This is a genomic window from Bradyrhizobium sp. WSM1743 (assembly GCF_000473065.1).
Lineage (GTDB): Bacteria > Pseudomonadota > Alphaproteobacteria > Rhizobiales > Xanthobacteraceae > Bradyrhizobium.
Window position 1 is genome coordinate 1 of record NZ_AXAZ01000036.1, and the last position, 20,269, is coordinate 20,269.

At 64.3% G+C, this 20,269-nt stretch carries 20 protein-coding genes and 3 pseudogenes; 12 read left to right on the forward strand and 11 right to left on the reverse strand.

The annotated features are described in order from the left end of the window. Positions 1-856: 856 nt before the first annotated feature. Positions 857-1,279, reverse strand: coding sequence for a hypothetical protein (locus YU9_RS0121045; protein ID WP_027574575.1), 423 nt, complete (start codon positions 1,277-1,279; stop codon positions 857-859). A 294-nt stretch (positions 1,280-1,573) separates the two neighbouring features. Between YU9_RS0121045 and YU9_RS0121050 the strand changes: the two genes are divergently transcribed. Further along, positions 1,574-1,825 carry a DUF2798 domain-containing protein gene (locus YU9_RS0121050; RefSeq protein ID WP_027574576.1) on the forward strand — a complete coding sequence of 84 codons (252 nt, stop codon included), beginning with the start codon at positions 1,574-1,576 and terminating at the stop codon, positions 1,823-1,825. A gap of 8 nt (positions 1,826-1,833) precedes the next feature. Here YU9_RS0121050 and YU9_RS0121055 read toward each other — a convergent pair whose 3' ends face one another. The 3 genes and pseudogenes from YU9_RS0121055 to YU9_RS42115 form a co-directional block, all read right to left on the reverse strand. Beyond that, positions 1,834-3,621, reverse strand: a complete 1,788-nt coding sequence (locus tag YU9_RS0121055; RefSeq protein ID WP_027574577.1) for a chloride channel protein — start codon at positions 3,619-3,621, stop codon at positions 1,834-1,836. A 12-nt stretch (positions 3,622-3,633) separates the two neighbouring features. Further along, entirely contained in the window at positions 3,634-4,287 is a 654-nt protein-coding gene (locus tag YU9_RS0121060) for a class II aldolase/adducin family protein (protein ID WP_198028278.1), read from the reverse strand. Between the two features lie 169 nt (positions 4,288-4,456). Next, a pseudogene (locus YU9_RS42115) lies at positions 4,457-4,698 on the reverse strand (MarC family protein); the annotation flags it as partial. 115 nt (positions 4,699-4,813) lie between these two features. On the opposite strand from YU9_RS42115, the gene YU9_RS0121075 reads away from it, so the two are divergent. The 4 genes from YU9_RS0121075 (at position 4,814) to lon (ending at position 8,649) form a co-directional block, all read left to right on the forward strand. Beyond that, positions 4,814-5,020 carry a hypothetical protein gene (locus YU9_RS0121075; protein WP_027574579.1) on the forward strand — a complete coding sequence of 69 codons (207 nt, stop codon included), beginning with the start codon at positions 4,814-4,816 and terminating at the stop codon, positions 5,018-5,020. Between the two features lie 111 nt (positions 5,021-5,131). Next, positions 5,132-5,698 (forward strand): ferritin-like domain-containing protein, encoded by a 567-nt coding sequence (locus YU9_RS0121080; protein WP_027574580.1) that lies wholly within the window; start codon positions 5,132-5,134, stop codon positions 5,696-5,698. A 165-nt stretch (positions 5,699-5,863) separates the two neighbouring features. Further along, positions 5,864-6,247 (forward strand): Hsp20/alpha crystallin family protein, encoded by a 384-nt coding sequence (locus tag YU9_RS0121085; protein WP_027574581.1) that lies wholly within the window; start codon positions 5,864-5,866, stop codon positions 6,245-6,247. Positions 6,248-6,255: 8 nt separating this feature from the next. After that, complete coding sequence (gene lon / locus YU9_RS0121090) at positions 6,256-8,649, forward strand: endopeptidase La (RefSeq protein ID WP_027574582.1); 2,394 nt, start codon at positions 6,256-6,258, stop codon at positions 8,647-8,649. A gap of 231 nt (positions 8,650-8,880) precedes the next feature. Here the strand turns inward: lon and YU9_RS0121100 are convergent, their stop codons facing one another. The 5 genes and pseudogenes from YU9_RS0121100 to YU9_RS51125 form a co-directional block, all read right to left on the reverse strand. Next, the gene (locus YU9_RS0121100) at positions 8,881-9,183 is read right to left on the reverse strand and encodes an HU family DNA-binding protein (protein ID WP_027574583.1); all 303 of its coding nucleotides are present in this window, start codon (positions 9,181-9,183) and stop codon (positions 8,881-8,883) included. A gap of 280 nt (positions 9,184-9,463) precedes the next feature. Continuing rightward, positions 9,464-10,696, reverse strand: coding sequence for an acetyl-CoA C-acetyltransferase (locus tag YU9_RS0121105; protein ID WP_027574584.1), 1,233 nt, complete (start codon positions 10,694-10,696; stop codon positions 9,464-9,466). 232 nt (positions 10,697-10,928) lie between these two features. Beyond that, entirely contained in the window at positions 10,929-12,389 is a 1,461-nt protein-coding gene (locus tag YU9_RS0121110) for a GH1 family beta-glucosidase (RefSeq protein ID WP_027574585.1), read from the reverse strand. 159 nt (positions 12,390-12,548) lie between these two features. Then, positions 12,549-13,274, reverse strand: coding sequence for a LysR substrate-binding domain-containing protein (locus YU9_RS0121115; RefSeq protein ID WP_371259180.1), 726 nt, complete (start codon positions 13,272-13,274; stop codon positions 12,549-12,551). 78 nt (positions 13,275-13,352) lie between these two features. Then, positions 13,353-13,502 (reverse strand): annotated as a pseudogene (locus tag YU9_RS51125) (LysR family transcriptional regulator); the annotation flags it as partial. 79 nt (positions 13,503-13,581) lie between these two features. On the opposite strand from YU9_RS51125, the gene YU9_RS0121120 reads away from it, so the two are divergent. Next, entirely contained in the window at positions 13,582-14,157 is a 576-nt protein-coding gene (locus YU9_RS0121120) for a DUF4440 domain-containing protein (RefSeq protein ID WP_051380459.1), read from the forward strand. 85 nt (positions 14,158-14,242) lie between these two features. Here YU9_RS0121120 and YU9_RS42120 read toward each other — a convergent pair whose 3' ends face one another. Together YU9_RS42120 and YU9_RS49140 are read right to left on the reverse strand one after the other, a co-directional pair. Continuing rightward, a complete protein-coding gene (locus YU9_RS42120) occupies positions 14,243-14,590 on the reverse strand; it encodes a hypothetical protein (protein ID WP_245266467.1) in 348 nt (115 codons plus the stop codon). A 123-nt stretch (positions 14,591-14,713) separates the two neighbouring features. Continuing rightward, entirely contained in the window at positions 14,714-14,881 is a 168-nt protein-coding gene (locus YU9_RS49140; protein WP_198028279.1) for a hypothetical protein, read from the reverse strand. A gap of 310 nt (positions 14,882-15,191) precedes the next feature. Here YU9_RS49140 and YU9_RS0121135 point away from each other — a divergent pair, with 310 nt between their 5' ends. The 6 genes and pseudogenes from YU9_RS0121135 to YU9_RS0121160 all read left to right on the forward strand — a co-directional run bounded on the left by YU9_RS0121135 (position 15,192) and on the right by YU9_RS0121160 (position 20,203). Then, positions 15,192-16,154 (forward strand): AraC family transcriptional regulator, encoded by a 963-nt coding sequence (locus tag YU9_RS0121135; RefSeq protein ID WP_027574589.1) that lies wholly within the window; start codon positions 15,192-15,194, stop codon positions 16,152-16,154. Between the two features lie 82 nt (positions 16,155-16,236). Then, positions 16,237-16,582: pseudogene (locus YU9_RS0121140) on the forward strand (helix-turn-helix transcriptional regulator); the annotation flags it as partial. A 97-nt stretch (positions 16,583-16,679) separates the two neighbouring features. Next, positions 16,680-16,970, forward strand: a complete 291-nt coding sequence (locus tag YU9_RS0121145) for a hypothetical protein (RefSeq protein ID WP_027574591.1) — start codon at positions 16,680-16,682, stop codon at positions 16,968-16,970. Between the two features lie 121 nt (positions 16,971-17,091). Continuing rightward, positions 17,092-18,297, forward strand: coding sequence for an NAD(P)/FAD-dependent oxidoreductase (locus YU9_RS0121150; RefSeq protein WP_027574592.1), 1,206 nt, complete (start codon positions 17,092-17,094; stop codon positions 18,295-18,297). Between the two features lie 91 nt (positions 18,298-18,388). After that, positions 18,389-19,306, forward strand: coding sequence for an MBL fold metallo-hydrolase (locus YU9_RS0121155; RefSeq protein ID WP_027574593.1), 918 nt, complete (start codon positions 18,389-18,391; stop codon positions 19,304-19,306). 150 nt (positions 19,307-19,456) lie between these two features. Continuing rightward, entirely contained in the window at positions 19,457-20,203 is a 747-nt protein-coding gene (locus YU9_RS0121160; RefSeq protein ID WP_027574594.1) for an SDR family NAD(P)-dependent oxidoreductase, read from the forward strand. The last annotated feature ends 66 nt before the right edge of the window (positions 20,204-20,269 follow it).

Consider the following 20,269-nt stretch of genomic DNA (forward strand, 5'->3'; position numbering starts at 1 on the left):
CGTTGCTTCCGCCGCAGAAAGCGAGCGCTTGGGCGGCACTTGCGCGAGCCTCCTCGAAACCGTCCGTATCAATCGATGCTCGCGCTACCTTAACGCCTATGGGGAAGGCCGGGTGCTGACCTCGCACCCGCGGTCCGCTGCGCGAAAGCACACGCAGGAAGAACCGCACAGCAGCATACAGGTGGTGCCAATCACTCGGCCTTCCCTGCGCGATGGTCGGACGGCTTATGCCGTGCTCTCCCGGGAGCCGAGTTCCTTCTGGCCTCCCTCGCGCTTGCGAAANTCACCGGCACNCGCNCCGGTTGACGCGACTGCCGCCTCCGCAAGAGCTTGANCGTAGCAACGACGGCCAGGACCACACGGTTTTGCCGTACGCACGGCCCGCCATTTCGCCGCAGTTTTCCCAGCCCTGTCGACGGAGCTGCGAAACTTACAGNCGAGACGAACCTGACAGCGCCGNTCGTCNGCNCGATGCNNNGGGCTCACGGAGAGCAATCCGCCCTGCCTCAAGCTTTCGCGCCCGACGCTGCTGCGTCCACCGCAAGCCCGGCTCGCGACAATGACGACCACATGATCGCCCCTCAAGACTGAGCCGGGATGGGCGCTACATACGACATTTCCGAATTTCGGTAAAGTGGAATATTTTTGCGCGGGCGGGTTGACAGGTGGCGACACAGCTCGGTCCCGTAGCCCGGATGGAGCGCCAGCGTAATCCGGGACAGTGCGAGATGCCGGGCGAGTGGCCCCGGATTACGCTTTCGCTCCATCCGGGCTACGGGCGGACCGAGCATCAAAAAAGGGCGGCACAAGGCACCGCCCTTTCGCAATCAATCCAGGCAGCGTTGAAAACGAGCGTTCAATATGGCCCGTAACGGTAGCCCGGATCGTAGTAAAAGGAACTGCCGCCGTAATAGCCGGGACTGCCGTAGTAACCCGGACCGCCGTAGTAAGGACGCGGGCCATAATAATAGCGGTTCTCGTAATAGTCGCGGCGCCGCTGCTCGGCGATCACCCCGCCGATGATACCCGCGGCGGCGCCCATAAAGGCGAGGCCCGCAGCGCTCGGCCCACGTCGATAATAGTGGCGACGTCGGGCGCTGAAATCGGTGACGCCGGCGGAAGCCTGACCTGCCGCAGCAGCCTTTGCGGACACCGCCGGGGCCGAAGCCGAGGATGCCGCTGCCGAGGGCGACACCGAGACTGCAACCAGCGCCATGCTTGCGAACGCGGCCAGGACCGTGCTGCGGCCGGTTGCGGAAATCATCGGTGCATCACTCATCTTGATCTTCCTCTGCTTTCACCCAAACACATACGTAAGCAAACAGTCTGTAACGCGCAAACCACTGAAATGGTTTCATGATCGCGGCGATCTGCCACGCTTTGAGCGATTGTAAACCGAACGACCCGATTCAGCTTGAACCATCCAACCTGAGCGGATAATGAACAGCCGCGCCGTTTTCCGGTCGCCGTAAGCGTTTCACGTGAACCAACGTATCAACCGACGCCGTCGGGATCGATGCCATTTTGCAGGGTTCAACGTGATCGACGCGTCCTTTTCCTCGAAAGAAATCAGATGATTGCGGTTCGCAAACTGCCGGCGCGCTATGCGCCGATCGTGATGCCGTTCGTGCTGTCCATCCTCATGACGGCAGTGGTGTCGGTCATTTCGACGCTGCGAAGCCTCGGCGCAACGCCGGCGTTCCTCGCGACCTGGCCGGCCGCCTGGGCGCTGTCCTGGCTCGTCGCTTTTCCGACGCTGCTCATGGTCCTGCCACTGGTCCGCCGGATCGTGGCCTGCGTCGTTGCTGCTCCACCCGGGCGGTAGAAAGGCGCTTACGACAGCGCCCCCAGCACGCCCCTCGTCGCCTTGTCGATCTCCTCGACATAGCGGCGGCGGGCGAAGTTCTCGGTGAGGAAGCCGACCACCTTGCGGCTGTCGGTGGAATCGACCACCGCCAGCATCTCCGCTTCGGCCTCGTCGAACACCGCCATCGCCGACTTCACGTTCATTTCCGGGATCAGCACGATGTCGATCAGGCGGGCGAGCTCGATCACCTGGATGTCGTCGGCGATGGTGTCGAGGTCGCTGGAGAACAGGTCGGGCAGCAGGACGAGGCCGACATATTCATCCGCATTGTTGACGATGACGATACCGGGCCGCGAGCCCAGCGCGAATTCGCGGCGCGCGGCGGCGATCGTCGTGGTTGAAGGCACCTTGCCGACGTCGGAGCGCATCAGGCGCTCGACGGTGAGATTGCGCAGCCAGCCGACGTCGTTGGCGCTGCGGATGGTCTCGCCGCGCAGATGCAGCCGCCAGGTCGAGAAGGAGTGTCCGAACATGAAGCGGACGCAGATCGATGTGACGATGCAGCCGGCCAGCACCACGGCGGTGACGTCGACATTGCGGGTCATCTCGAGCACGAGAAACGACATCGTCAGGGGGCCGCCGACGATGGCGACACCGAGCGTCGCCATGCCGGTCAGCATCGCCACCAGCGGATCGATCACGAAGTTCGGACTGATCAGTCCCAACAACTCGGCGAAGAACTTCCCGATCAGGCTGCCGACGAACAGCGAGGCGAAGAACAGGCCGCCGCGGAAGCCCGAGGCGAGCGAGACCAAGCAGGCCGTCACCTTCAGGGCGATGATCAGCGCGATCAAGCCGATCGTCATGTCGTGAAAGAGATCGAGCACCATGGCGCCATGGCCGGCCGCCAGCACCTGCGGCGTGACGATGGCAAATCCGCCGACGATGAGACCGCCGAACACCGGGCGGAGCCAGACCGGCAACCAGGCGAACAGCCGCTCGAACATCGGCGAGGAGCGCATCACGGCGATGCCGACGCCGCTGGTGACGAGGGCGAGCCCGATCAGCGCCAGATATTGCTCGACGCCGACGGCGCTGACCTTGGGTATCTCCAGCGAGTATGGCGCGCCGCCGAGCCATTGCGCGGTCAGGGCGCCCGCGAGCGAGGCCGCCAGGATCGGCGCGGCGCTGCCGACCGAATAGACGCCGACGATCAGCTCGCAGGCGTAGAAGGCGCCGGTGATCGGGGCTCCGAACGCCGCCGCGATCGCTGCGGCGGCGCCGCAGCCGACCATCAGGCGCTGATCGTTGCGGCGGAGATTGAAGAATTTGCCGAGCAGCGAGGCGATGCCCGAGCCGATCTGGGTATAGCCGGCCTCCAGGCCAACCGAGGCGCCGCAGCCGTTGGAGATCAGGGTCTGGCTCGACACCACCACGCTGTCCCGCATCGAGAGATTGCCGCCGCGCAGCGCGTTCGCCTCGATCGGGTCGACCGCGTTCGAGATCTTCATGCGCCGCCGCGACCATTCCATGATGCCGAGCGCGAGCCCTCCGAGCGCGGGCGCGATCAGCGCCGCCCAGGGACTGACATACGCGTTGGAGGACAGGCGGACGTCGATGGGAATGCCGTAGATCACGACGTGCGCGATCTGGGCGATCTCGGCCATCAACGTCACGATCGCGCCCGCGAGCGTGCCGATCACCAGCGCGAGCGGGATCAGGTAGAACTCGTTGCTGCGCAAGAGGGCGCGCATCCGAACCATGGTGCGGTTCGTCCCCTTGCGATCGACGAGATGTCTGATCCGCACGAACACCTTCTACCCGTCCTACCCTTCCAACAGGCCGTAACCGGCCATGCGCTGGCGAACCCGTTCGATCTCGTCGCTCGGAAGCAGCGGCGGTTGTCCGATCTGAAGGCAGCCGTGATATTGCCGTGCCAGCGTCTCGACCTCGACAGCCAGCCACATCGCCTTGTCCAGCGTCTTGCCAATCGCGATCATGCCGTGGTGGTCGAGCAGGCAGGCAAGCCGGCCCTCCAGCGCCCGCACCGCATGTTTTGACAGCTCCTCGGTTCCGAACGTCGCATAGGGCGCACAGCGGATGCTGTCGCCGCCGGCAGCCGCGATCATGTAGTGCACCGGCGGAATCGCCATGCCCATGATCGCCAGGATGGTGCAATAGGCCGGATGGGCATGCACGACGGCGTTGACGTCGGGCCGCGACTTCAGGATGTCGCGATGGAAACGCCATTCGCTGGACGGCTTTTGGGTGGGCGCGTGTGCGCCGTCCATAGTCATGAAGACGATCTGGTCCGGTGTCATGTCGTCATATGGCACGCTGGTCGGCGTGACCAGGAGCCCGTCCACATGCCGGACGCTGATATTTCCTGATGTACCCTGGTTGATGCCGAGCGCATTCATGCGGCGGCAGGCGTCGATGATGGCTTGCCTTTTGTCGAGTTCGTCCGCTGTCATCGACATCTCGGTTTCTTCTCGGCTTCTTGGCGATGGACGTTTGCTAGAGGGGAAGTACGTCAAAGCAATGCGGCAGCGCAAGCGAAAGCGACCGGATCGCGCCCGGTCTCGTCGACGGAGTCCCCGCTCCCCGAAACAGACCGCAAAATCAACAGATTAGCGGATTGTCGCACCGCTACGACAGGCTCGCCCGGACGGCCGCGATCCCGTTGATGACGAACTGTACCGAATAGGCGGCGAGCAGCATGCCGAACACACGTGAGAGCACGGCATTTCCAGTGCGCCCGATCAGGCGAGCTGAGACGAAGCACAACATGCAAAGCAGGCAAACCGCGAGCACCACCGCGATACCGCGATGATGATCGCGAGCTTCGCGCCATAGCCGGCACCGCCCGACAGCAGCAGCGTGGTCGTGACGAAGGCGGACAGGGCGAAGTCGAGCATGTGTCGGCGTGGTCCTCGGACCTTGGAACGATGGCTGCCGGGCAGACTTAGCCCAGCAAAGCCGCTTTGGAAATCACTGGAGACGACAATGAGCGACAGTGGAATCGGAATGCTGCTCGGCCACCTCTCGGCCAACCTGCTCTGGCTCTGGTTCATCGGCGCGTTCGTCCTCGGCGGGGTCCTCGTTTACGGGGTGATGAAGGCCGGCCACCTGCGCCGCAGCGAGCGGGCACGCCTCGACCGTGCGACGGAAGAGCGACAGCGCCAGGAAGACCCCTACAAGCGCCCGACCTGAGCGAGCCGCGGACGCCGGTTGCAGTTTGGAACTTTCGTTCTTCGTGCGGCTTTGATCGCCCGAGGATTGAGGAAGGCGACGCCTTCCCGTGTCACCTCAAGAGGAGGACGTATGGCTAAACGAGCGAAGAAACGCACAACCAAGAAGACCGCGGCGCGCCGGCCGCGTCAGGCGCCGAAGATGCTCAGCGACCTGTTTCTGGAGACGCTGAAGGACATCTATTTCGCCGAGAATAAGATCATCAAGACCTTGCCCAAGATGGCGAAGGCAGCGCAATCGAAGGAGCTGGCAGCCGCCTTCAACAAGCATCTGCGCGAGACCCAGGGCCAGGTCAAGCGGCTGGACCAGGTCTTCAAGATGCTGGGCAAGCCTGCACGCGGCAAGCCCTGCGAGGCCATCAACGGCATTGCCGACGAGGGCGCCGAGATCATGAAGGAGTTCAAGGGAGCGCCGGCGCTCGATGCCGGACTGCTCGCAGCGGCGCAATCGGTCGAGCATTACGAGATCTCCCGCTACGGCACGCTGCGCACCTGGGCCGAGGAGCTCGGCATGCAGGACGCAGCAAGGCTGCTCCAGGAGACGCTGGACGAGGAAGAGGCGACCGATCACGCCCTGACCGAGCTCGCCACCTCCGTGATCAATCTCGAAGCGGAAGAAGAGTATCGCACTGCGGCCTGACCCGGTTCCTTGGCCGCGCCCTTGGCAAGGAGGGAACGTCGCGGCCCATGCCGCGGCGTTCGCTTGTCTTGATCGCACGACGGCGCATGGCACATCGGCGCCACCGCACTGGATTTCCCGGGAACCGGCCCCATATGCAGGCTTTCCCACCCCCGAGCCCGCATCATGCAACCCAAAAATCCCCTCGACTGGATGCTGTCCGAAGCCCTGGACTCGCTGACCCGCGCCGATCGGCTGCGCCAGCAGTTCGGCCGCCAGGAAGCTTGCTGGGAGCCGCCGATCGACGTGCTCGAGACCGAGCGTGAGCTCCTGATCCTGGTGGCGCTTCCCGGTGTCAATCCGGACAATGTCGAGACGGTCATCCATGACGGCGTTCTCATCATCTCCGGTCAGCGCACCCTCCCGCCGGAGCTTCGCAACGCCCGCATCCATCGGCTCGAGCTGCCGCAGGGGCGTTTTGAGCGCCGCATTGCATTGCCCCTTGGCCGCTACGCAATCAGCCGCTTCGTGATGGACGGCTGCGTCGCACTGCGCCTCGCCAAATCCTGAGGTCGATCATGGCCAACGAACAGATGAACAACGAACAGACCAATAACGACGTGAAGATCCCCGACGACGCGCTGATCATCGTCCCCGTGCGCGAGATGGTGCTGTTTCCCGGCGCCATCGCGCCGATCACGATCGGCCGGGCGAAGTCCATCGCCGCCGCGCAGCAGGCGCTGCGCGAACAGCGGCCGATCGGCATCGTCCTGCAACGCAGCCCCGAGACCGACGACCCCGGGCCGGACGACCTCTATCGGGTCGCAACCATCGCCAACATCGTGCGCTACATCACCGCGCCCGATGGTACCCACCACATCGTCTGCCAGGGCGTGCAGCGCGCGCGCATCCTCGACTTCCTGCCGGGGACGCCGTTCCCGTCCGCGCGCTTCCAGCAGATCCCCGAGCCGACCACGACCTCGCCCGAGATCGAGGCGCGCGCGCTGAACCTGCAGCGCCAGGCCATCGAGGCGATCGAGCTGCTGCCGCAGGCGCCGCCCGAGCTGGCGGCGGTGTTCCAGGGCACCAGCGCGCCCGGTGCACTGGCGGATCTGGCGAGCTCGTTCATGGACATCAAGCCGCAGGACAAGCAGGAGGTGCTGGAGACCATCGACATCGCTCTTCGCGTGGAGAAGGTGTCGAAGCATCTGGCCGAGCGGCTGGAGGTGCTGCGCATCAGCAATGAAATCGGCCGGCAGACCCGCGCCTCTTTCGACGAGCGGCAGCGCGAGGCGATCCTGCGCGAGCAGATGGCGACCATCCAGCGCCAGCTCGGCGAAGGCGACGGCAAGGCGGCCGAGGTCACCGAGCTGACGGCCGCGATCGCCAAGGCCAACATGCCGCCGGAGGCGGAGGCGCATGCCAAGAAGGAGCTGCGCCGTTACGAGCGTATGCCGGAGGCTGCCGGGGAAGCCGGCATGGTCCGCACCTATCTCGACTGGTTGATCGAGCTGCCCTGGGCCCTGCCCGAGGAGAAGCCGATCGACATCAAGGAGGCACGCGCCATCCTGGATGCCGACCATTTCGGCCTCGAGAAGATCAAGAGCCGGATCATCGAATATCTGGCGGTGCGCAAGCTCGCCCCGCACGGCAAGGCTCCGATCCTGTGCTTCGTCGGCCCCCCCGGCGTCGGCAAGACTTCGCTCGGCCAGTCCATCGCCCGCGCGATGGATCGCCCCTTCGTGCGCGTCAGCCTCGGCGGCGTCCATGACGAAGCCGAGATCCGCGGCCACCGCCGCACCTATATCGGCGCGCTGCCCGGCAATATCATCCAGGGCATCAAGAAGGCGGGCGCGCGCAACTGCGTCATGATGCTGGACGAGATCGACAAGATGGGCCGCGGCGTGCAGGGCGATCCCTCAGCCGCGATGCTGGAGGTGCTCGACCCCGAGCAGAACGGGACGTTCCGGGACAATTACCTGGGCGTGCCCTTCGACCTGTCGCGCGTGGTGTTCATCGCGACCGCCAACATGCTGGACCAGATCCCGGGTCCGCTGCTCGACCGCATGGAGCTGATCAGCCTCGCCGGCTACACCGAGGACGAGAAGCTGGAGATCGCGCGGCGCTATCTGGTGCGGCGGCAGCTGGAGGCCAATGGCCTCTCGGCGGAGCAGGCCGAGATCGAGACGGAGGCGCTGAAGCTGATCGTCAAGGGCTACACCCGCGAGGCCGGCGTGCGTAACCTCGAGCGCGAGATCGGCAAGGTGTTCCGCCACGCCGCGGTGCAGGTCGCCGAAGGCACGACCACGAGGGTCGTGGTGACGCCGAAGGACATCGCCACCGTGCTCGGCCAGCCGCGCTTCGAAGGCGAGATCGCACTGCGCACCAGCGTTCCCGGGGTGGCCACTGGCCTGGCCTGGACACCGGTCGGCGGTGACATCCTGTTCATCGAGGCGACGCGCGTGCCCGGCAAGGGCGGGCTGATCCTGACCGGTCAGCTCGGCGACGTCATGCGCGAGAGCGTGCAGGCTGCGCTGACGCTGGTGAAGAGCAGAGCCTCGCAGCTCGGCATCGATCCGCACGCGTTCGAGAAGAGCGACATCCACGTTCACGTCCCCGCGGGCGCAACCCCGAAGGACGGGCCGAGCGCGGGCGTTGCGATGTTCACGGCGCTGACGTCACTGCTCACCAATCGCACGGTGCGCAGCGACACCGCGATGACCGGCGAGATCTCGCTGCGCGGCCTGGCGCTCCCCGTAGGCGGCATCAAGGAGAAGGTGGTGGCTGCGGCTGCTGCCGGCTTGAAGCGGGTGATGCTGCCGGCGCGCAACAAGCGGGATTATGACGACATCCCGAAGAGCGCGCGGGACAACCTCGAATTCATCTGGCTGGAGCGCGTCGACGAGGCGATCGCCGCGGCGCTCGAGCCGGCCGAGGCCCAGGTCAATTCGAAGGTCGAAGCGGCGGAGTAGACGCGATGAAGAAACTGCTGGAAAGAGCAAAGAGATCGCGGAAGACGCAGCGGCTGCGCCAGTTGCTCGATCGCGCGATCGACCGGGTTCGCGATACGCTTGCGGCGCCTGAGCCGCGACTTCAGCCGGTCCCGGTCCGGGTGAAGTGCCGCAAGGGTTGAGCCCTCCGTCTCGAGCCCTCGCGGCTGCCCCAAACGAATGGCCCCCTCGTTCGAGGGGGCCTTTGCGTTGTTAGGACACGGCGTCCTTGGCGGCCTTGACCGGGCGGGCGCGGACGATCTTCCGGGCCGGCTTGGCCTTGAACATCATCTCTTCACCCGTGAACGGGTTGGTGCCCTTGCGCGCCTTGGTCGCGGGCTTCTTGATGACCACGAACTTGGCGAAGCCCGGCACCAGGAACAGGCCGTTCTTCTTGAGCTCCTTGTGGCCGACGTCGGTCAGCGTCTCCATGACGTTCTTGACGTCACGCTTGGAAAGCTCGGTGGCGGTCGCAATCTTTTCGATCAACTGCGATTTGGACATTTGGGTTGGCATCGTGTCTCCTCTGATTCGTTGCCGGTTGCATATTAGACCAACCGTTGAAGGCCTATAGCCTTCTGCACAGTTTTGTCGCGATTTTACGGGCTTTTCTGGCCCCCTGTGACAAAAAACCCTGCTTTTTAGCGACTTCCGGAGCGAAAGAAGCCTCGGGCAGCGGTTTTTGCCTTGTTTCAAAGGCCCGCACGCCACCTTGCTAGAACTGATTCGTAGCTTTCGACAAGCGACGACCGGCCTCTTTGTGAGAGGCCGGTCGCGATTCACCCTGAAAAATAAGCTAGATGCGCTCGATGATGATGGCGGGCGCCATGCCGCCGGCGGCGCACATGGTGACGAGACCACGCCTCAAGTCGTGCCGCTCGAGCTCGTCGAGCACTGTGCCGATCAGGATCGAGCCGGTGGCGCCGATGGGATGGCCGAGCGCGATCGAGCCGCCGTTGACGTTGACCTTGGCGCGGTCGAGCTTGAGGTCGCGGATATATTTTTCCGCCACCACGGCAAAGGCCTCGTTGATCTCGAACAGGTCGATGTCGTCGATGGTGAGGCCCGCCTTCGCCAGCACCTTGCGCGTCGCCGGCACCGGCGCGTTCAGCATCAGGGTCGGCGAGTCCCCCATGTTGGCCATCGCGACCACGCGAGCGCGGGCTTTAAGGCCATGGGTCTTGGCGTAGGCGGGCGAGGCCAGCAGGATCGCGGCGGCGCCGTCGACGACGCCGGAGGAGTTGCCGGCGTGATGCACGAAGTCGATCTTCAGATCAGGGTATTTCTGCAGGATCAGGCCGCGATAGGTCGTGCCCTTGTCGTCGAGCGCGTAGTCGGCGATCGCCGGAAACGCAGGCTTCAGGCTGCTGAGGCCTTCCATCGTGGTCTGCGGCCGCGGATATTCTTCATGATCTAGCGCGAGGCTGCCGTCCTCGCGGTGGACGGGCACCAGGCTCTTCTTGAAATGGCCGTTCGCGATCGCATGCGCTGCGCGCTTCTGGCTCTCCAGGCCGAGCGCGTCGACATCCCTTCGCGTGATGCCTTCCAGCGTCGCGATGGCGTCCGCACAGACGCCCTGATGCGACTGCGGATGCTTGGCCCGCAGGCGCAGATTGCCGCCGTCCATCATCATCGGACCGCCGCCGCGGCGTCCCTCCATCGACATCATCTCGCAGCCGCCGGCGATGACGAGATCCTCAGTGCCTGCCATGATCGAGCTGGCGGCCATGTTGACGCTGGTGATGCCGCTGCCGCAGAAGCGGTCGAGCGTCACCGCGCTGGCGCGCACGTCGTAGCCGGCATCGAGCGCCGACATGCGGCCGAGATCGCCGCTTTGCGTCGCGACCTGCGCGCTGCAGCCCCAGACGATGTCGTCGACGTCGGCAGTGTCGATGCCGGTGCGATCAGCGAGCGCGCGCAGCACCGTTGCGCCCAGTTGCTGCGGATGAATGCCCGAGAGGGCGCCCTTGCCGGCCTTGCCGATGCCCCGCGGGGTCCGGCAGGCATCGATGATGAGTGCGTCGGCCATGGGCGTCGTCCTCTTGTTTATGGGTGTTGAGAGCGTTGTGAATCAATGGAGGAGGTGAGTCAACGCGCAGCGCCTCCTTCGCCTCTGCCCGCTCGCGGGGAGAGGCCGGATTTTACGCGCAGCGGAAAATCCGGGTGAGGGGGAGCTTCGGCAAGGGCGGTGACAGACGGACTCGCGGATAGAGCCCCTCAACGCTGCCCTCTCCCCGTAAAAACGGGGAGAGGGAGAAGAGCTACGCCCCCGCCGCGTTGTTCGCGATCACGTTGCGGTAGAAGCTGGCGCTGAGCTTTGGCGTGCGGACCTGGGTCTCGAAATTGACGTGGTACAGCCCAAAACGCTTGTTGAGGCCATACACCCACTCGAAATTGTCCATCAGGCTCCAGAGGAAATAGCCGCGCACCGGCACGCCCTCAGCGGTGGCACGCTGGAGCTGGGCGAGATAGTTGCGCAAGTACATGATGCGGTCGGTGTCGTAGATCTTGCCGTCGGGCCTCACCACGTCGTCGCCGGAGGTGCCGTTCTCGCTGATATAGATCGCATCCGTCTTCCAGATCTTTGCCGCCAGCTTCGGCACCCAGTAGATCGTCTCAGGCCCGACACGCAGCCAGTCCGAATTCATGTGCGGGAAAGATTTCGGGATCGGCAGCGGCATGAAGCCCGCGCCCTGGTCGGAGGCTACCACATAGTTTTGCGGCGCGTAGATGTTGAGGCCGAGGAAATCGACCGGCGAGGAAATGATCTTGAGCTCCGCATCGGTGTATTTCGGCGCGTTGGCTCCGGCGTATTTCAGGAAGGCGTCGGTATAGCGGCCCGTCATGATGAGGTTGAGATAGCCGGCGTTCATCTCGCGCAGCGCGATCTCCGCGGCGCGAACGTTTTCCGGCGTGTCGATCGCAGGCGCGCAGGCATCGATGTTCTCGGCCGGCCCCACTCTGGTGCCGCGGCGGCCATGGGCGCGCACCGCCTGCACTGCGAGCCCGTGCGCCAGCGCGCTGTTATGCCTGATCTGGTTGACCTCGGCTTGCGGCAGCCTCAAGCCCGGCGCGTCGATACCAATGCCGTAGCCGAAATAAACGAAGCGGCCGCTCTCGTTCAGCGTGAACACGTTTTTGACGCGGTCGGTCAGACGCTCGGCGACATAGGCCGCATAGTCGCCGAAGATCTTGCAGGTCTCGGTCGAACGCCAGCCGCCGAAGCGATCCTCGAGCGATTGCGGCAGGTCCCAATGATAGAGCGTCAGCCACGGCTCGATGCCGTTCGTCAGGAGCTCGTCGACGAGACGATTGTAGAAGTCGAGCCCCTTCGGGTTGGGCTTGCCGTCGCCGTCCGGAAACACCCGCGGCCAGGCCACCGAGAAGCGATAGGCTTTGCAGCCGAGCTCCTTGATGAGCGCGATGTCCTCCTTGTAGCGGTGATAATGCTCGTTGGCGCGGTCGCCGGTGGTGCCGTCCTCGATCTTGCCGGGGATGCGGACGAACCTGTCCCAGATCGAGGCCCCTCGACCGTCCTCGTTGACCGCGCCCTCGACCTGATAGGACGAGGTCGCCGTGCCCCAGACGAAGCCCGCCGGGAAGCCGCTTCCGTTGCGCGGCGGCGCTGCCGGCTTGGCTTCGACGACAAGGGGACTCGCAATCCCGGCTGCGGACAATCCCGCCAGCTTGGCAAACCGGCGGCGCGAGACCCTTTCCGTCATTGATGCTGCTCCACTTCTCTTCGTTTCGAGCCGGCACAATGAACAGTTCCGGGCGATTTGAGAAGCGGGTGCGGGAGGACCCAGATACGCCACCGCAGGCGCGGCACCACAACGCCGTTCCTTTGCCGAGATGAACGCCTATTGGGTTCAGACTGGATTCTAGCGCCGGTCTGCTCCGATCGAGCCGACCACAACCTGCATCAGCCACGCGATGCCGGCGTCCTTCATCGCCGCCTTGGTCGCGATGGCCCGGATCGTATCCGGTTTGCGCGCGAAAGGCAGCTCGACAAACACCAGGCCGAAACGGCCGGCGTGGTGCTCCACCAGTCGGCGCGGCAATGCGGCGATCAGATCAGACCCTGAAAGCTGGACCAGCGCCATCATGAAATTCGGGACAGTCGAGGCGATGCGGCGTTCGAGGCCGCGCTTTGCCAACATCTCATCGACGAAACCGCGCGGTTCGCCACTGAGAGAGACCAGCAGGTGCTGTGATCGCGCGAACGCGGCATGGGTTGGCGCTTTTGCCAAGGGATGTCCCTTGCGCATGGCCAGCACGAACTCCTCCTCGTAAAGCCTGCGCGCCTCGAAGCGCGGTGATACCGCCGGCAGCGGCAGCATTGCGATGTCGAGCTCGCGTCTTTCGAGCATCTCGAGGCTTTGCTGCCAAGGCTCTCCAATCGCGCCACCGCGCGGCACAGGCATCAGGTGGATCAGCCCGATGTCGACGTTGGGCGCCGCAGTCGCGATCGATCGCAACAGCGGACCGATTGCTGAGACCAGTACGGCATCGGGAGCGCCAATCGTGAACCGGCGGCTGCTTTTCTCGGGGTCGAACGGTGCAGCCGAGCCGATCAGCTGTTCGACACGTGCGATGATCTCGGCCAACGGCTCCCCGAGCTCCAAGGCCCGTGCCGTTGGAACGACGCCCTTCGGTGTCCGCAAGAACAGCGGATCATTCAGCAGAAGCCGGAGCCGGCCAAGCGCATGGCTGACAGCCGACGGCGTCAGGCTCAGCCGAGCGGCTGCACGCGCGACATGGCGCTCTTCCAGAACCACGCGGAAGAGCACGAGGAGATTGAGGTCGATCCTGGATAGATCAATTTGGTTCAGCATATTGCTGAAATCATATCGCTGGATTCACCGGGATCAAGGCTTCATGGATGGGGCTCGTCGTTCCACCAGGAGCTGAGAAATGACCAAGGAACCGTCCGGGCTGAACAGGTGGCCATGCGGCCAGGAAAAGATGTCGCGGCGCTCGATGATGGCCGCTACCGCTGCAATCCCTCTGTCCGGTCAGCTTTCGGCCGATGCGGCCGCTGGGAGCGACGCGATAGCGGGCCTCATCGAACGCGCCCGCGAGAAAAATGCCGCCTTCATGCGTGGCGATATGGATCGCTGGTCCCAGCTTGTCCGCATTGCGCCGGATTTCACGCTCATGCAGCCCTTCGGCGGGCCTACGAGTCGCGGATTCGACGCTAGCCCCCAGCGTCTGGCTGCCCTATCGCGGGACTTCAGGGAAGGCGAAACCGAACTTGAGGTTTTGCAAACCTATGCATCGGACGCGTTCGTCGCTCTCGTCATGGTCGAGCGACAGCGCGCCGAGGTGGGCGGGTTGCCGGCTCAAGACTGGTCGCTGCGCGTGACCGAAGTCTACCGCAAGGACGGCACGGATTGGCAACTCGTGCACCGTCATGCGGATCCGCTGGTCCGAAGCATCACCTTGAAACAGGCGGCGATACTCGCCCGCGGCTGGCCGGAGGAAGAATAACGAAGCGCCGCAGATGGCGCTGGATTCGGAGCTGGCCCGCGGCCAGTCGAGACGATGAGCGATTTCGTCGCGATGAATGCATCTATCAGCGCGAGCGCTTCGGCAATTTCGGCAGCTTGCCGGGATTGAACGCTGGCACCGGCTCGGTTCGTTCACGTGCCGGCGGCTGCTGTTCCGTCAGAATGAGCGTGCCATGGAGGATCATTCCCGGCACCTGTTGTGCCGTCGCGGTGTAACTCGCGATCTTGCCGGGACAATGTCCTTCGATGTCCAGCGTGAGCTCATCTTCAACGCCGAACACCGTTGCACGCCCATCGGTGTGGCGCTTGGTCGATACGGTCGCGGTGAAGCGGTCGCCATCGACCTGGCAGGAGCCGTGATACGTCATCAGGCTGTCCCGGCCCCAAATCCGGCCGTCTGCGACATGGACGATCCCGGTCCCCTGGTCGAGCGGCGTCTTGTACTACGCCGCGTAGGTGCCGTCCTTCAACATGGGAGCAGTATCCCCCCGGGTATTGTCACGCCGACAATTGGCATCATTAGCGCCAAGAAACGGCTAATGACCCGGTCCGTGCCGATCCGGACTTTCCTTGCGCAGCTCGGCCTCAAGCTCCTCGATGATGCTGTGAAGCAGATGCGCGGCAAGCGGGTCGGTCACTTCGCGCGCCAAATGCCGATAACGCGCGATCAGGAATTCCTGCTCTCTCAACTGGCGTTCTGTCATCAGACGGCCCTCCGACGAACAGACGCGCAGGCAGCTAAGTCGTTTCGGTTAAAATTTTCCGATCATTTGAGATGGTTTCTGATCGGTTAAGAGGACCGCGCGGCGCCAAGCTTCGCCCGTGGAGCCGGGACCATAGCTCATCGTCCCTCATCGTGCGTTTGCGAAACCGCGCGATTGCCTGGAGCAGGATCGGGCAATACAGAACCGTTTCAGGCAAGACCCGGAGCCTCCGCGCCGGATAGAACCCGCGCCGACCCGTACAAATACGGAACGTGATCTGAGGCAGCTAGCGATCAGAAGGAGCTACGCAATGACCGGGAGCACCGCACCCTTGCGCAATCCCTCGCCCAACGGCCAGCCGCCCGCCCCTGGCGCGCAACCCGCCGATAGCACGATGTCCGAGCCGCGCACCGCCGGCCGGGAGATGGCGCGGGTGCTCAGGACCGAACCGACCCGCATGGCCTTGGACTCCTCCGGCGCCGGGATCGCGCACTGGAACCACGATCCATTGCATGACGTCGTCGAGCCCATGAGCCACCACGTGATCATGGCGTATAACGGCGTGATACAGCGCATGGAGCGCCGGTCGGGAAAATCGGTTTCGATCGGCACCTTTCGCCCCGGTGTCGTGATCATCATTCCGGAAGGATCGAGCTCCCGATGGGACATTCCGAAGCCCGTCGATGTCGTTCAACTCTACCTTCCGAATGCGACACTGAAGCGCATTGCCGGCGAAGCCGGGATCGCGGGAGCGACCGACCTCATGGAGCGGACGGCGCACCCTGACCCCGTTACGTCCAGACTGCTCTTGAGTGCAGCGGATGCGCTCGAAGGCAACGGGGTTCTGGATGCGCTGTTCCGGCATCAGGTGACGGATCTTCTCGCCACACGCGTCCTGGCTGCGCACACAGGTGCGCCGGCCACGTTCCATCCGACCATGGGCGGACTGTCGCCGAAGGTCCTGCTCCGCGCGATCGAACGCTTGCGCTCGGACAGCGATACAGACGTCTCCCTCGATGCGCTGGCATCCGATGCCGGCCTCTCGCGCTTTCACTTCTGCCGCGCCTTCAAAGAGAGCACCGGACTCTCGCCGCATGCCTGGCTGCGCCAACATAGGCTCGAGCAGGCCATGAACAAGCTGCGGGCGAGCGACGAACCGGTCGTCTCGATCGCTGCGGCGCTTGGCTATTCCTCGCAGACGGCGTTCGCCGCGGCATTCAGGAAGCTGACTGGCGAAACGCCGAGCGAGTGGCGCAGGCGCCACTCGCGTTAGCGACAATCGCTTTCGAGCAGCAGCTTCTTCCCGATAGCGGGGACACGTCAATGAGCTGCAAGCCCGCCCGGTGCGAGCCCGGGTCCAGCCCGTGATCGGTGGCTTGTCGCCGGCGACGATGGGCCGCGCGATCGAGCGCCTGCGTTCGGATATCGACACGGACGTCTCGCTCGCCGCGCTGGCGTCGGACGCCGGCCTGTCGCGCTTCCATTTCTGCCGCGCATTCAAGGAAAGCACCGGGCTTTCGCCGCATGCCTGGCTGCGCCAGCACCGCCTGGAGCAGGCCATGAGGATGCTGCACGACACCGACGAGTCGGTCGTCTCGATCGCTGCCGCGCTCGGCTATTCCTCCCAGACCGCTTTTCGCCGCGGCATTCAGGAAGCTGACTGGCGAGACGCCGAGCGATTGGCGCAGGCGCATGCGTTAGCAGCAATCGCTCTATAGCGGCAGCAATCGCTCTGGGGCAGCGGCACGCCCGATCGGTTAGATCATCACCATGTCCAATCCCACGACGGAGACAGATGATGATCGGGAAAGATTTCGTCCACCGGCTGGCAACCACCTCTTCACGCAAGGGTCTCGCGACCGCGGTCGTGTACGGACTTTCGCTGACTGTCCGCTTCACGTCAGCCGCAGGTGAAGAGGCGGACATCCTGCCGCAATCCGTACAACATGCTCACTCGGTAATTTCTGTCGCGACCGGGGACAGCTTCCGCCTTCCCTACCAGGACTGGGGCCGCAAGCCCGCGCCCTCCATCGTCATTCGTCAGGGCTGGCCGCAAAACTCGCAGCCGCTCGGCTGCCCCCTGCATTAACCGCCTGCAAGCTCGCTTCAACCCTTCGCATCGTTGCTGAACGCAACAGGATCTGCCGCAAACCAGTAGCGGCGGCGGCAACGCGCCTGTGTCCAGGAAGATCAACCAGAGGAGAACGTCAATGCGACTAGTCATCATCGGCGCCGGCTTCGCCGGCATGTATGCCGCTCTTTCCGCTGCCCGGCTGCGCGAGATCCAGGGCGTCTCGCCCGACGAGCTCGAGATCGCGCTGGTCGCACCCGAGCCGACGCTGGTCGTCCGCCCGCGACTCTACGAACAAAATCCGGAGACCTTGACGGCACCGCTGCTCGATGTGCTCAAGGCGATCGACGTCACCTACGTTCAGGGCAGCGTCGAGACGGTCGAAACCCAATCCCGCATGGTGAGGATCGCCACGGCGAAAGGGACCAAGAAGACGCTCTCTTACGATCGTGTCGTGGTCGCCACCGGGAGCCGGCTGTTCCGCCCGAACATTCCGGGTCTTGCCGAGCACGGCTTCAGCGTCGATTCGCTCGACGATGCGATTACGCTCGACAAGCACCTGCACGGCCTCGCCAAGCGCCCGGCCGCGAACGGACGCGACACGGTCGTCGTCGCCGGCGGCGGCTTCACCGGCATTGAGGCGGCCACCGAAATGCCGGCGCGGCTGCGCGCAATCCTCGGCCCGGATGCCAAGACTCGCGTCATCATCGTCGAGCGCAATAGCGCGATCGCACCCGACATGGGCGCAGGTCCTCGACCGATCATCGAAAGCGCGCTCAGCAAGCTCGGCGTTGAGACCCGTCTCGGTGCCGGCGTCGCCTCGCTCGATAAATCCGGCGTCACCTTGTCGAACGGTGAACACATCGAAACCGAGACCGTGATCTGGGCGGCGGGTATTCGTGCCGCCCCTCTGACGGCGCAAATTCCCGCCGAGCGCGACAATTTCGGCCGGTTGCTGGTCGACCCCTGTTTGCGGGTTCCGGGCGTCGAGGGCGTCTTCGCAACCGGCGATGCGGCCCGCGCCGCCTGCGACGGCGAGGGCAATTACGCGCTGATGTCGTGCCAGCACGCCACGCGGATGGGCGCCTTTGCAGGCAACAATGCCGCCGCCGAGCTGCTCGGCGTTCCGACCAGGCCGTACCACCAGAAGGCCTACGTCACCTGTCTCGATCTCGGCGAAGCCGGCGCACTGTTCACGCGTGGCTGGGATCGCAAGGTCGAGATGGTCGGCGACGTCGCCAAGAAGACGAAGCGAGAGATCAACACCATCTGGATCTATCCGCCGAAAGCCGAACGCGCCGCTGCGCTCGCATCAGCCGATCCGGAGCGCGTGACCAATCTCTAGCGCACAACGCGATGACGGCCGCGCTCCCTGGCTGCGCGGCCGGCTCCACCAAAACAAGCCAGCAGCCTCTGCTATGAAACAGGAGACAAACATGAACGTACACAACACTCCGCATCTCGGCACATCGAAACCCGAAGAGCTCGTGCCCTCGCGCTACGCGCTGAAGGTCGGAGAGATCGACGTGCTGGTGGTCAGCGACGGCGTGCTGCCGCTGCCGACCACCATGTTGGGCCACAACGCCGCACCGGCCGACCGGGCGAGCTGGCTGCGCGAGATGTTCCTGCCGCCGGATGCCTTCGATTGGGCGTTGAATGCGGTGATGGTCCGCAGCGGCGACAAGACCATTCTCATCGACGCTGGGCTAGGCTCCGATCCAGATCTGCACCTGCCGCGGGCCGGGCAGTTGATCAAGCGACTGGAGGCTGCCGGCATCGACCTTGCGTCCGTCACCGATCTCGTGCTGACCCACATGCACATGGACCACATCGGCGGACTGCTCGTCGACGGTGTGAAGGAACGACTGCGTAAGGACCTGCGCATCCACGTCGCAGCCGCCGAGGTCAAATTCTGGGAGGCGCCCGATTTCACGCACACCAACATGCCGCAGGGCTTCCCCGATGCGCTGCGGGCGACCGCCAAGCAGTTCGTGAAAGCGTATGGCAGTCAGCTCATGCCCTTCGACGAGGAGCACGAGGTCGCGCCGGGCGTCGTCGCACGTCGCACCGGCGGCCACACTCCCGGACACAGCGTGGTTCGCATCGCATCCGGCGGCGAGGCGCTGACGTTTGCCGGCGACGCCGTGTTCGCCGTCGGGTTCGACCAGCCCGACTGGCACAACGGATTCGAGCACGATCCCGAAGAGGCCGCGCGCGTTCGTATCCGTCTTCTGCGGGAGCTTGCCGAGACCGGCGAGATGCTGGTGGCCACGCACCTGCCGTTCCCGTCGGTCGGACGGGTCGCGATCGATGGCGACGCCTTCCGCTGGGTACCGGTATTCTGGGACTACTGACGGTTTGGTCAGGTCAAACTCGGAGCGCGCTCATGGCAGTGATGAGCGCGCGCCTCAACCGAATCTCGCGCAACCAAGAAACCGACGAAGTCGTGGTGAGAGCGCGGTCTCGAGCACCTCGAACTTCACGACAAAACAGGACGAACGGAAATGCAGAACGAGAAAGTCGTAATCATAACGGGTGGCAGTTCCGGCATCGGCCGGGCGGCTGCACTCCGTTTCGCCAGCAGGGGCGACAAGGTGCTCATCACCGGCCGTCGCGCCGGTCCCGTCGAGCAAACGATCGCCGAGCACAAGAACATCATGGGCCTGGTTGCGGACAGCAGCTCTGCCGAGGATGCCAGACGGACCATCGCGGAGGCGGTCGACCGCTGGGGCCGGGTAGATGCGCTCGTCAACAACGCTGGCGCAGGCGCCATCCTTCCGTTGTCGGATGTGTCACCCAACCGGATTGTCGACATCTTTTCCGTCAATGTTCTCGGTCCGAGCCTGCTGGCCTCCACCGCGCTTCCTCACTTGAAAGCGACGCAGGGCGTCATCATCAACATCTCCTCGACTTATGGTCACCGACCGGCGGCCGGACTATCCCATTACGCCGCCAGCAAGGCAGCCCTTGAACACCTGACCCGGTGCTGGGCGCTCGAGCTCGCACCGCTGGGAATAAAGGTGAATGCCATCGCCGCCGGGCCCACGGAATCCGGTGCCTTGACCGGGATGATGGGGCTGTCCGCAGAGCAGGCTGAAGCCGTCAAGCAGGAGGAGCGCGGAAAAATCCCGCTCGCCCGACGCGGCGATCCCGACGAAATCGCGGATTGGATTGTGCAGTTTGCGAGCCCGGCCTCACGATGGGTCACGGGACAGGTTCTCGCAGTCGATGGCGGCCTCGGACTGATCTAGAGCGCGATGAGATCTAGATGAATCAGCGTCGCTGCTTCAACCGGTTGTTAGAGCATGATCTCATGC